At 66.7% G+C, this 11,639-nt stretch carries 10 protein-coding genes; 2 read left to right on the top strand and 8 right to left on the bottom strand.

Annotated features, from left to right (window positions below):
- Positions 1 to 29 precede the first annotated feature (29 nt).
- From glpX to DND132_RS10090, 7 genes are read right to left on the bottom strand one after another with little or no spacing between them, the layout of a single operon-like run.
- Positions 30 to 1,013 (bottom strand): class II fructose-bisphosphatase, encoded by a 984-nt coding sequence (gene glpX / locus DND132_RS10120; protein ID WP_014322641.1) that lies wholly within the window; start codon positions 1,011 to 1,013, stop codon positions 30 to 32.
- A 9-nt stretch (positions 1,014 to 1,022) separates the two neighbouring features.
- Positions 1,023 to 2,984, bottom strand: a complete 1,962-nt coding sequence (gene tkt / locus DND132_RS10115; RefSeq protein ID WP_014322640.1) for a transketolase — start codon at positions 2,982 to 2,984, stop codon at positions 1,023 to 1,025.
- A 25-nt stretch (positions 2,985 to 3,009) separates the two neighbouring features.
- Entirely contained in the window at positions 3,010 to 3,450 is a 441-nt protein-coding gene (gene rpiB, locus DND132_RS10110; RefSeq protein ID WP_014322639.1) for a ribose 5-phosphate isomerase B, read from the bottom strand.
- Positions 3,451 to 3,462: 12 nt separating this feature from the next.
- Positions 3,463 to 3,753 carry a hypothetical protein gene (locus DND132_RS10105; protein WP_238528158.1) on the bottom strand — a complete coding sequence of 97 codons (291 nt, stop codon included), beginning with the start codon at positions 3,751 to 3,753 and terminating at the stop codon, positions 3,463 to 3,465.
- Between the two features lie 23 nt (positions 3,754 to 3,776).
- Positions 3,777 to 4,655, bottom strand: coding sequence for a hypothetical protein (locus tag DND132_RS10100; protein WP_014322637.1), 879 nt, complete (start codon positions 4,653 to 4,655; stop codon positions 3,777 to 3,779).
- The gene (locus DND132_RS10095) at positions 4,652 to 6,406 is read right to left on the bottom strand and encodes a tetratricopeptide repeat protein (RefSeq protein WP_014322636.1); all 1,755 of its coding nucleotides are present in this window, start codon (positions 6,404 to 6,406) and stop codon (positions 4,652 to 4,654) included. The genes DND132_RS10100 and DND132_RS10095 overlap by 4 nt, the downstream gene beginning before the upstream one ends.
- Positions 6,407 to 6,435: 29 nt before the next feature.
- Positions 6,436 to 7,563 (bottom strand): sigma-70 family RNA polymerase sigma factor, encoded by a 1,128-nt coding sequence (locus DND132_RS10090; RefSeq protein ID WP_014322635.1) that lies wholly within the window; start codon positions 7,561 to 7,563, stop codon positions 6,436 to 6,438.
- 297 nt (positions 7,564 to 7,860) lie between these two features.
- Here DND132_RS10090 and DND132_RS10085 point away from each other — a divergent pair, with 297 nt between their 5' ends.
- The gene (locus DND132_RS10085) at positions 7,861 to 10,272 is read left to right on the top strand and encodes a homocysteine S-methyltransferase family protein (protein ID WP_014322634.1); all 2,412 of its coding nucleotides are present in this window, start codon (positions 7,861 to 7,863) and stop codon (positions 10,270 to 10,272) included.
- A 132-nt stretch (positions 10,273 to 10,404) separates the two neighbouring features.
- Here the strand turns inward: DND132_RS10085 and DND132_RS10080 are convergent, their stop codons facing one another.
- Positions 10,405 to 11,091, bottom strand: a complete 687-nt coding sequence (locus DND132_RS10080; protein WP_014322633.1) for a response regulator — start codon at positions 11,089 to 11,091, stop codon at positions 10,405 to 10,407.
- A gap of 266 nt (positions 11,092 to 11,357) precedes the next feature.
- Between DND132_RS10080 and DND132_RS10075 the strand changes: the two genes are divergently transcribed.
- Complete coding sequence (locus tag DND132_RS10075) at positions 11,358 to 11,573, top strand: hypothetical protein (RefSeq protein WP_014322632.1); 216 nt, start codon at positions 11,358 to 11,360, stop codon at positions 11,571 to 11,573.
- Positions 11,574 to 11,639: the final 66 nt, after the last annotated feature.

The following is an 11,639-nucleotide window of genomic DNA, read 5'->3' as shown; positions in this document are numbered from 1 at the left end:
GCCTTTGATGATCTTGCGGGGGGCTGGGCCTAGTCGTATTCCACGGCCGAGAAGCGCATCAGCGTATCCCAGTTGTGGATGGCCTCCACGTAGCGGATGGTCCCGGTCTTGCCGCGCATGACCAGGGACGAGGTCTCGGCGCCGTGGCCGTGGTAGGCCACGCCCTTGAGGAAGGTGCCGCCGGAGATGCCCGTGGCCGCGAAGAACAGGTCGTCGGACTTGACCAGGTCGCTGACCGTCAGGACCCGGCGGATGTCCATGCCGAATTCGGCCAGGGCGTTCTTCTCGTTCTGCTTCTGCGGATCGAGCTTGGCGAACATCTCGCCGCCCATGATGCGGATGGCGATGGCCGAGAGCACGCCCTCGGGGGTGCCGCCGGTGCCCATCATGACGTCCACCTCGCAGCGCGGGTCGATGGCCATGAGCGAGCCGGTGATGTCGCCGTCGGTGTGCAGCTGGATGCGCGCGCCCGCCTCGCGGATGTCGGAAATGAGCTTCTTGTGGCGCGGCTTGTCCAGGACGAAGACCACCAGGTCGTCCACGTCCTTGTCCAGGGCGCGGGCGATGAGCTTCAGGTTGTGGCCGGTGGGGGCTTCGATGTCCACCACGTCCTTGGCGTGGGCCGGGACCACCAGCTTCTGCATGTAGAAGCTCGGGCCCGGATCGAACATGGCGCCCGCCGGGGCCACGCCGACCACGGAGATGGCGTTGGGGCGGCCGTTGGCCAGCAGGTTGGTGCCCTCCAGCGGGTCCACGGCGATGTCCACCTTGGGACCGTTGCCCAGGCCGAGCTTCTCGCCGGCGTAGAGCATGGGCGCGTCGTCCTTCTCGCCTTCGCCGATCTTGATCTCGCCCTCGATCTCCAGGGTGTTGAAGCACAGCCGCATGGCGTCCACGGCCGCCTGGTCGGCGGCGATCTTGTCGCCCTTGCCGAGCCAGCGGGCGCAGGCCAGGGCGGCGGCTTCGGTGACGCGAACCAAATCCAGTGCGAGGTTTTTCTGTGGGGCTTCCATGAGCATCTCCTAGTATTTCTCCCGGATCATCCGGGCGAAGTTCTCCGGGGTGAACCCGTACTTGTCGGACAGGACCTTGCCGGGGGCGCTGGCGCCGAAGTGGTCCACGCCGAGAACAACGCCGTTCAGACCGACATATTTATGCCACAGGGTGGTGCGGCCCGCCTCGGCCGCGGCCCGTGCGGTGACTTCGGGCGGCAATACGGCATTTTTATACGATTCGGGCTGATCGTCAAACAATTTGGCCGACGGCATGGAGACCACGCGCACTTTTCGCTGCAAAAGCTTGGCGGTTTCCAGGCAGAGGGACACTTCGGAGCCCGAAGCGATGAGAATCAGGTCCGGGGTGCCGTCGCAGTCCTGGAGCACGTAGCCGCCCTTGCGCGGGCCGTCCATGAGGGCCGGGTACTCGGCCGGGTCCAGGATGGGCAGCCCCTGGCGGGTCAGGAACAGGACCGAGGGCATCTTCTCCTGCCTGAGCGCGATGTCCAGGCAGACCTTGGTCTCGTTGGCGTCGGCCGGGCGCAGGTCGATGAGGTCCGGGATGAGCCGCAGGGAGCTGACGTGCTCGATGGGCTGATGCGTGGGCCCGTCCTCGCCCACCCAGAAGGAGTCGTGGGTGAAGACGTACAGGACCGGCAGCTCCTGGAGGGCGGACATGCGGATGGCGTTGCGGCAGTAGTCCGAGAAGGTCAGGAAGGTGGCCCCGAACGGGAGCAGACCGCCGTGCAGCTGTATGCCGTTCATGATCGCGGCCATGTTGAACTCGCGCACGCCGAAGGCCAGGTTGCGCGCGCCGTAGCCGTCCACGGCGAAGTCGCCGTAGGTGGTCCGGAAGGTGGCCGTCTGGTTGGACGGGTCCAGGTCGGCGGAGCCGCCCACCAGGGTGGGCAGGGACTCCATGACCGCGTTCAAGCACTTGCCCCAGGCCTGGCGCGTGGCCATGGACTCGCCGGGGGTGAACGCGGGCCAGTCGATCTTGAGTTCGGACCGGGACCGGGTCACGTGGGCCCACATGTCGGCGAAGGCGGCGTCGGACAGCTTGCCGTCCACCATGGCCCGCCAGTCGGCCGCGTTCTTGCGCAGGCCGTCGAAGCGCGCGCGGTATTCCGCGACCACGTCCGCGGGCACGTAGAACGGCTCCTCGGGCAGGCCGAGCTTCTTCTTGGTGGCCGCGATCTCGTCGGCCTTGAGGGGCTCGCCGTGGGTCTTGTGGCTGCCCTCCATGGTGGCGCATCCCTTGGCCATGGTGGTGTGGCCGATGATCAGGGTGGGCCTGCCGGTCTCGAGCCGGGCCGCCTCGATGGCCGCGCGGATCTCGCCGTGGTCGTGGCCGTTGACCTCGATGACGTGCCAGCACAGCCCCTCGAAGACCTTGCGGTGGTCGGTGCAGTCCGCCTTGCAGGTGGGCCCGGCCAGCTGGATCTTGTTGGAGTCGTAGTAGACGATGAGCTTGCCCAGGTGCCACAGACCGGCCAGGGAGGCCGCGCCCATGGCGATGGGCTCCTGGAAGTCGCCGTCCGAGGCGAGCACGTAGGTGTAGTGGTCCATGACGTCCGCGCCGAGTTTGTCGCGCAGGTACGCCTCGGCCGCGGCGAAGCCCACGGACATGGCCAGGCCCTGGCCCAGCGGGCCGGTGGTGGCCTCCACGCCGGGGGTCAGGTGGACCTCGGGATGGCCGGGGGTCAGGGAGCCGAACTGACGGAAATTCTTGATGTCATCCATGGAGATGAAGCCGTTCAGGTGGAGCAGGCTGTAGAGCAGCATGGACTCGTGCCCGGCAGAGAGGATGAAGCGGTCGCGGTTGAACCACTGCGGGTCGTCGGGATTGAAGTTCAGATACTCCGAAAAGAGGATGGTGGCGTAGTCGGCGGAGGACATGGCGCCGCCCGGATGGCCGGAGTTGGCCTTGGCCACGCCGTCCATGATCAGTCCCTTGACCACGGCGATGGTCTTGTCCGTCTGTGTCATTGGTGAATACCCTTTGTTGGTGAGGTTATTGGGAGACGGTGTCGATGAGATCGATGCGCCGCTGGTGCCGCTCGCCCTCGAAGCTCGATTCGAGGAAGACCTTGAGGATGCTCAGGGCCAGTCCCTGCCCGGTGACGCGCTCGCCCATGCACAGGCATTTGGCGTCGTTGTGCGCGCGGGCCATGCGGGCGTGAAATTCGTTGGTGCACAGGGCCGCCCGGACGCCCATGCGGTTGGCGGTCATGGTCATGCCCTGGCCCGTGCCGCAGATGAGCACGCCGAGCTTGTCCGCGTCCGCCTTGAGCTTGTTGCAGACCTTGGCCGCGTACACGGGATAGTCGCAGGAATCCAGGCAGTCGGGGCCCTCGTCCTCCACGCTGTAGCCCCAGTCGGTCAGGGCCTTGATGCACGCCTTCTTGAGATGATAGCCCCCGTGATCGGAGCCGATGACGATGGTCTTGCTCACTGTTCCTCCCCGTTATGCCGCGCCGCCGTCCTCACGGCGCACGCGCTTCATGCGTTCTTCGCGGTCGTTGGCCAGTTCTTCCCGGAGGGCCTCGATCTCCTCCTTGAGGAAGGCGATCTGCTTGATGCAGAGTTCCTTCTCCTCCATGCGGCCCCGGGGGGCCTCGGCGATGCGCCCGAGGATGCCATATTCCCGTTCCAGTTCTTTTTCAAGCCTGCCGACCTCGAACCGCCCCGACAGGGAGCGGGCCAGCCATTTCATCTCGGCCCACCAGGTCTTCAGGCCGAGCCAAAAGATGTCCATCACCGTTTCCTGCGGCTGCGTGCTCATTGCTTGTCCTCTCGGATCACGGGGAGTTCCCCGGTTTGCCCATCCGCATAGCCGTTGTCCAGCCGGATGGGGACGACGTCCCCGGGCAGTTCCAGGGCCAGGGACGCGGCGGGCCAGGGGGCCAGCATAGGCTCCCGTGACTTTATGTGCAAGACGCCGCGCTCCCCGTTGTCCATGGCCAGGGTCAGCTTGTCGGGCAGGGCGATCTGGTCCGGTCCGGCGTCCTCATAGCGGTCCAGGGTGAAGACCCAGCGCCCGGCGTCCTCCACGGACCGGACCGTGCGCCCCTCGAGCCGCACCGGGCGGCCCAGGCGGTCCAGGACGATGCGTTCGGCCTGCCCCCTGGAGAAGGTATAGACATAGTTCCCGCCCTCGACCGAGGCCTCGGCGTAGCGCCGGGGGGCCAGGCCGGAGAAGTCGCCCGCCAGGGCGTGGGCCAGGGTGTCCAGGGAAAAGGGAAAGGGCATGCCCAGCCGCGTGGCCCCGAGCACGGGATTCTTGTGGGCGTAGGCCCGGTTGTCCTCGGGGTAGAAGACCAGCAGCCCGGACCTGTCCTCGCGGATGTGGGCCAGCAGGGTGCCGATGGAGGCGGACACGTCGAGCCGCATGGGCCCGCCGAAGTCGCCCCACAGGGAGATCAGGGTCCGGTTGGTCCGCTTCGTGGGTTTGGTCCGCGAATAGTACAGGCTGGCCCGGACGCGCAGTCCGTCGCCCTCGGGCCGGGCGCAGTAGTGCTGCCGGAAGGCGGTCCAGGCCGCCTTGGGGGTGTCGAGCTCCATGCCCGGCGGAATCCGGGTGGCGCAGCCCGAGAGGACCGCCAGGATCAGGACGGCCAGGGTCGCCGCCGGAACGAGCGTCGGTCCGAGGCGGCTCATAGCTTCTTCAGCTTCTCCCGGACGGCCTTGGCTTCGGGCGAGTGGAACTTGAGGGCGAAGTTGTATCCCTTGCGCGCCTCCTTCTTCTTGCCCAGGGCCGCGGCGATGTCGCCGTAGTGCTCCCAGATGGTCGGGTCCTTGTCCACCACGTCCACGGCGTAGCCGATGTATTCCCAGGCCTTTTCCAGGTCCTTCCGCTTGAAGTGGACCCAGGCCACGGAGTCGAGGATGTAGCCGTTCTCCGGGTCCAGGGTGGAGGCCTTGGTCACCAGGACCAGGGCGCGGTCGAGTTCGCGGCCCTCCTCGGCCAGGGTGTAGCCCACGTAGTTCAGGGCGTTGGCGTGGTCCGGATGGGCGCGGATGACCGTCTCCATCAGGGCCAGCCCCTCGGGACGGCGGCCCATGGCCTCGTAGACCATGGCCAGCTCATAGGTCAGCTCGGGGTCGTTGGGCAGGTGCGTCAGCCCCTCCTTGAGGGAGGCCTCGGCCCCGGCCAGGTCGCCGCCGTGCTTCTTCAGCCCGGATTCGAGGATGTAGAAGATGGAGGCGTCGGGGTAGAGCTCCTTGCCCCTGGCGGCCATGGCCAGGGCCTCGTCGTTTTTGCCCTGGGCGGCCAGCAGCTGCGCCTTGAAGCGCAGGGCGTGGGGGTAGAGGCGGTCGCTTTCCTTGACCTCGTCGAGGTAGGTCAGGGCCTTGGCCGGGTCGTTCTCGCCCTCGTCGGCGATGACCGCCTTGTAGAAATAGTATTCGGCGGGCGCGGCGCCCCCGGTGGTCAGCATGTCGAGGACCGTGGACCCCTGGGCGAAGAACCCGTCGTTGATGAACATGAGCACCGCGTCCAGGATGAAGGACTTGGTCGGCGGACCGGCCAGGGCCAGGTCCAGCGCCTTGCCCGGATCGTTCAGCTTGAGGTTCAGGTTGATGAGCCGCAACCGCGCCTCGGGAAAGGAGTCGCTCTGTTCGAGGATGGAGCCGTAGATGGTCTCGGCGGACACGTAGTCCTTGGCCAGCTCGTACTGGTAGGCCAGCTCCACCAGGGCCTCGGTGAATTCCGGGTCCATGGCCACGGCCTTCTTGAGGTTGGCGATGGCCGCCTTGCGCATGCCCAGGTTCCCCTGGACCCGGCCCATGGCGTACAGGGCGTCGGCCGAGCGCTCCTTCTCGGGGATCTTCTTGAGCACGTCCAGGGCCTTGGCGTCCTGTCCGGCGTCCATGAGCATCTGGCCCAGCCGTTCGCGGGCCTCGATGTCCTGGGGGTGGCGCTCCAGGAAGCCGTTCATGATGGCGATGGCGTCGTCCGGGCGGTTGTCGGCCACGTAGGAGTTGGCCAGGTACACGGTCAGCAGCCGGTTGTCCGGGAACCTGTCCAGCCCCTCCTTGAGGGCCGCGCGGGACCGGCTGGTGCCCTCGGGATGGTTCCAGTACATGCCCGCCTTCTCCACGTACAGCTCGGGCGTGGGGGACTGGGCCAGGACGCGGTCCAGGGCGGCCACGGCCCGGGCGTGGATGTCGTTGACCTGCTCCTTGGTCAGGGTGGAGCGCTCGCCGTCCTGGACGTGCCGCTGCAACTGGTGCAGCAGGTCCTGGTAGACCAGGTAGTCGTAGTCGAGCTGCGCCGAGTCGGTCATGGGCGGCGCGGGCATGGGGCTGGTCGCGGGCGTCCGTGCGGCGCAGCCGGCCATGGCCAGGAGCGCGAACAGCGCCAGCGCGGCCAGTGCGGTGTGAGAGTCAGGCCTAGAGAATCGTTTCATCCGTGCGTCCCGATTGGCGTTGCCGCCGATTATTCGTGTTCCAGCACCCAGTCCCTGGAGAAATCCTTGACCTTGTCCGTGAGGTGCTCGCGGATCTTGGCCATCAGCCGGGCCTCGATCTGGCGCACCCGCTCCCTGGTCACGCCGAACTCCTCGCCGATCTCCCGCAGGGTCACGGGGTCGTCGGACAGCAGCCGGCGGTCGAGGATGGCCACTTCCTTGTCGTTCAGGGAGGCGCGTATCTCCCTGATGTTGTTCAGGAGCAGGTCGACGATCTGGTCGTTGGCGATGGACTCCTCCACGCCGGGCGCCAGGGAGGGCAGGAAGTCCATCCTGGTGGTGTCGGAGTCGTCGCCCAGCGGGGTGTTCAGGGACATGTCGTTCTTGGACAGCCGCTGGTCCATCTCGTCGATCTCGGCCTCGGACACGCCGAGCCGCTCGCTCAGCGCCTCGGTGGAGGGGTCGAACCCCAGGGTCTGCAGGCGCTGGCGCTCCTTGTTCAAATTGTAGAACAGCTTGCGCTGGGTCTGGGTGGTCCCGATCTTGACCATGCGCCAGTTGTCCATGATGTACTTCAGGATGTACGCCTTGATCCAGAAGGCCGCGTAGTAGGAGAACTTGATCCCCTTTTCCGGGTCGAACTTGGTCACCGCCTTGAGCAGTCCCACGTTGCCCTCCTGGATGAGGTCCAGCCCGTTCTGCATCCAGCGCCGCTGGAAGTCCATGGCGATCTTGACCACCAGGCGCAGGTGCGAGGAGACCAGCTTGAAGGCCGCGTCCTGGTCATTGTCCTCCTGGACGCGCTTGGCCAGGGCGTATTCCTCCTCCGGTTCCAGCATGGGGAACCGGGCGATCTCCTTGAGGTACAGCTGGAGCGGGTCGCGGATGCGCACCGCCTTGGACGGGGGGGCGAGCTTCAGCGCCGGCAGCCTGTTCCCCAGTCCGTCGGTCTTGGCCGGCACTCCGGCCGATATGTCGGTCACGTCGGTGTCGTCGTCGAAGCCGTCTCCGGCCAGGCCGTCTCCGTCGAAGCCGTCCCCGTCGAAGCCGTCGGCCCCGAACTCCTCGGCGTCGTCCTCGTTGAAGTCGGTCTCCTCGAAATCGTCGTCCTCGACGATCTCCGGCTCGACCACCGCGGTCGTTTTTTCAGATGTCATTGTGCAGTATGGATGCGGCGCAAGGGCGCCCGGTTCAATACAAATATAAGAGCAAGAAACCAACACTATAGATTTTGCCCGACCTTATCAATGTTTTTCAGGGAAGGGCAACATGTGCAAAACCGTGCGCTCCCCGCATCGGACGGGACCCTGGCCGAGCCAAGAAAAGGCTTGCATTCCGCCGTCTCCGCAGCTACATCAAGACATCTTGATATAAGAATACATCGGTCCGCGAGCGGCCGTCCCGCCGGGGAGGCCCCCTGCCCGGCCGCACGCCCGGATCTACGGAGGATACCCGTGCCCGACTTCAGGTCAATACTCGATGACGACAGGATCTACTATTTCGACGGCGGCTACGGCACCCTGCTCCAGAGCCGGGGGCTGCCCGCCGGGCTCTCCCCGGAGCTGTGGGGGCTCAAGGAGCCGGACGTCATCCGCGCCGTGCACCGCGACTACATCGAGGCCGGGGCGGACATCCTGACCACCAACACCTTCGGCGGGTCCCGCCCCAAGCTCGGCCTGGGCGTGGACCCCTTCGAGCTGAACCGGGCCATGACCGCCATCGCCCGAGAGGTGGCCGGGGACCGGGCCTTCGTGGCCGCCTCCATCGGCCCCACCGGCCATTTCGTCAAGCCGCTCGGCGAGATGACCTTCCGCGAGCTGGTGGACATTTTCAAGGAGCAGATCAGGGGGTGCGTGGCCGGAGGCGCGGACCTCATTCTGGGCGAGACCCACTTCGACCTGGCCGAGGCCAAGGCCGTGGTCGTGGCCGCGCGCCTGGTCTGCGACCTGCCCGTGGCCATCTCCATGACCTTCGAGGGCGAGGCCTCCCTGACCGGCACCTCGCCCATGACCTTCGTGGACACCATGCAGAACATGGGCGTGGAGCTCATCGGGACCAACTGTTCCGCCGGGCCCGAGCAGATGCGCGACACCCTGCGCGCCTGGGCCCCGCGCCTGTCGACCCCGACCTTTGCCGAGGCCAACGCGGGCCTGCCCGAGCTCAACGCCGAGGGCAAGACCGTGTTCCGCCTCCAGCCCGAACCCTTCGCCGAAAAGGCCGCGGCCTTCGTCGAGCTCGGGGCCAAGTTCATCGGCGGCTGCTGCGGGACCACACCCGAGCACATCCGCGCCCTGCGCGACAAGGTCGGCGACGCCCGCTGGCAGCGTCCGGTCAGGACCGACAACGCCCAGCTGGTCCTGACCTCCCGCTCGGTGTCCGTGCCCGTGGGCTTCGACCATCGCGGTGTGATCATCGGCGAGCGCATCAACCCCACGGGCAAGAAGCAGCTCACCGCCGAACTCCAGGAGTCGGTCTTTTCCGAGGCCCTGCGCCTGGCCGCCGAACAGGCCGAGCTGGGCGCGCCGGTGCTCGACGTCAACGTGGGCGCGCCCCTGGTGGACGAGGCCGCGCTCCTGCCCGAGCTGGTCACCGCCCTGCTGGGCCGCGTGACCACGCCCCTGGCCATCGACTCCAACGACCCGGCGGCCGTGGAGGCCGGGCTGTGGGCCTATCCCGGCTCGCCCCTGGTCAACTCCATCTCCGGCGAGCCCGGCAAGATGGAGCGCCTCGGTCCCCTGTGCAAGCTCTTCGGCGCGCCGTTCATCCTCCTGCCCATCGTGGGCCGCAAGCTCCCGGTGACCGCGGCCGAGCGCCTCAAGGTCATCGAGGACCTCCTGGCCCAGGCCGACGCCCTCGGCATCCCGCGCAGGCTGATCCTGGTGGACGCCCTGGCCCTGACCGTCTCGTCCAAGCCCGAGGCGGCCCGCCACTCCATGGAGGTCATGCGCCAGTGCCGCGACCGCTGGGGACTGCCCACGACCATCGGCCTGTCCAACATCTCTTTCGGATTACCGGCCCGCGAGCTGCTCAACTCCACCTTCCTGTCCCTGTCCATGGCCTCGGGCCTGTGCTCGTTCATCGGCAACCCCAACTCCGCGCGCATCCGGGAGACCCTGCACGCCGCCGAGGTCCTGCTCGACCGCGACCCCCAGGCCGCGCGGTACATCGACAACTTCTCCGGCTGGGTCGGCGGGGGCGGTGTCCAGGCCGCGACCAGTCAGGCCGCGCCCTCCGGGGCCGCGTCCCTGCCGCCGGTCCAGGCCGCCGTGGTCAAGGGCGACAAGGACAACGTGGTCCGTCTGGTGGAGGCCGAGCTGGACAAGGGCATGGCGGCCATGGAGATCGTCAACGACCTGCTCATCCCCGGCATTCTCATCGTCGGCGACAAGTACGAGACCAAGGAATACTTCCTGCCCCAGCTGCTGCAATCCGCCGAGACCATGCAGACCGCCTTCCAGCGCCTCAAGCCCCTGCTCGAGGAGGCCGGCGGCGCGGGCGCCCGGCCGGTCGTCGTCATGGCCACGGTGGAGGGCGACATCCACGACATCGGCAAGAACATCGTCTGTCTGATGCTCAAGAACTACGGTTTCGACGTGGTGGACCTGGGCAAGGACGTGCCCGCCGAGAAGATCGTGGCCGCCGCCGAGGAGCACGACGCCGCGCTCATCGGCCTGTCCGCGCTCATGACCACCACCATGGTGCGCATGGAGGACACGGTCAAACTGGTGGCCGAACGCAACCTCCGGGCAAAGGTCATCATCGGCGGGGCCGTGGTCACGGAAAAATTCTGCAAGGCCATCGGGGCCCACGGCTGGTCCACCGACGCCGTGGCCGCCGTCAAGCTGGCCCAGCGACTGACGCAGTAGGCCGGGCTTCCGGCTGAAGTCGAGGACCGGGCTTCCGGCTGACGCAGTGGACGCGCCTCCGGCGGCCGGGAGCACGCCGCGTCCCCGGCTGCGCCGCCCCCCGTAGGGGGCGCGGACGGGATCGGAAGGTCGCTACGCCTTGAAGCGGTAGCCGACCCCTCGGATCGTCTCGATCCAGGGGGCGTAGGGGCCGAGCTTCTGGCGCAGCCTGCGGACGTGGGTGTCCACGGTGCGGGAGTAGCCCTCGAAGTGGGTGTCCCAGACCGTGTCCAGGAGGTTGTCGCGGGTCTGGACCTTGCCCGCGCCGGACACGAGCACGGTCAGGAGCTTGAATTCCGTGGCCGTCAGGGCCGTCTCCTCCCCGTCGATGGTGATCTGGTGCGCCTCGAAGTCGATGCGCAAGCCCTCGCGCTCCCACAGCTTGGGGGCGTTGGGCTCGGGTGCGCCGTAGCGGCGCAGGATCGCCTTGATGCGCAGGACCAGTTCGCGCGGGGAAAAGGGCTTGACCACGTAGTCATCCGCCCCGAGCTCCAGGCCGACGATCTTGTCCACCTCCTCGCCCTTGGCTGTGAGCATGATCACCGGGATGCGGGCCGTGGCCGGATCGCCCTTGAGCTGGCGGCAGACTTCCAGGCCGTCGGTGCCGGGCATCATCAGGTCGAGCAGGATGATGTCGGGCTTGAAGGCGTGGGCCAGGTTCAGGCCGAGCTGGCCGTCCTCGGCGGCGGCCACGTCGAACCCGGCGGCGGTGAGGTTGTATTTCAGCAGTTCTCGCGTGTCTCTGTGGTCTTCGACCACCAGGATTTTCTGGGCTGACACTGTAGACTCCTTTCGGTGTGATGGGACTGCTATACCCCATGTCTGTAACAATCAGTGTTACATATGGGCAACAATTTCGCAACTTGGCATCCCTGCGGCATCGTTTTGGAAACAGGCCCGAAACAGGCCCTGCCCATCCCGGGGGCGACCGGCTAACCCGCCGGATTCACGGGGCAACAATCTTGGCGGCGGACATAAAGCGCCCGGCGGACCCGGCCGATAAGTAGGCAGCGGGAGAAACCATCAGGCACCACGGAGCGCGCCGCATGTATTACCACGGATTCGACAAGAAGTTCCCCTCGGGCAGCAGGTACTGGACCCTCTACGACGATCAGCTCATCGGCATGCTTTTCTCCAAGATCGTCAACAAGACCGCGAGTCTGGATGCGTCCGGAGCGAGCCGCGAGGCCATGGTGGACGAGATGGTCCAGAACCTCTTCGACCTCTGCTTCTACATCAACAAGGACTTCCACGACTGCTAGCCGTCGGCGACATGTCGAGAAGGGCCCGGTTTGCCGGGCCTTTTTCGTTGCAAGGCCGGTAATAAT

The sequence above is a fragment of the Pseudodesulfovibrio mercurii genome (assembly GCF_000189295.2).
Lineage (GTDB): Bacteria > Desulfobacterota > Desulfovibrionia > Desulfovibrionales > Desulfovibrionaceae > Pseudodesulfovibrio > Pseudodesulfovibrio mercurii.
This window is presented reverse-complemented; position numbering and strand designations above follow the sequence as displayed.

Bases quoted from the DNA above. Each gene is read 5' to 3' on its own strand.
- glpX (WP_014322641.1), bottom strand. From the start codon at position 1,013: ATGGAAGCCCCACAGAAAAACCTCGCACTGGATTTGGTTCGCGTCACC.
- tkt (WP_014322640.1), bottom strand. From the start codon at position 2,984: ATGACACAGACGGACAAGACCATCGCCGTGGTCAAGGGACTGATCATG.
- DND132_RS10105 (WP_238528158.1), bottom strand. From the start codon at position 3,753: ATGGACATCTTTTGGCTCGGCCTGAAGACCTGGTGGGCCGAGATGAAA.
- DND132_RS10100 (WP_014322637.1), bottom strand. From the start codon at position 4,655: ATGAGCCGCCTCGGACCGACGCTCGTTCCGGCGGCGACCCTGGCCGTC.
- DND132_RS10095 (WP_014322636.1), bottom strand. From the start codon at position 6,406: ATGAAACGATTCTCTAGGCCTGACTCTCACACCGCACTGGCCGCGCTG.
- DND132_RS10090 (WP_014322635.1), bottom strand. From the start codon at position 7,563: ATGACATCTGAAAAAACGACCGCGGTGGTCGAGCCGGAGATCGTCGAG.
- DND132_RS10075 (WP_014322632.1), top strand. From the start codon at position 11,358: ATGTATTACCACGGATTCGACAAGAAGTTCCCCTCGGGCAGCAGGTAC.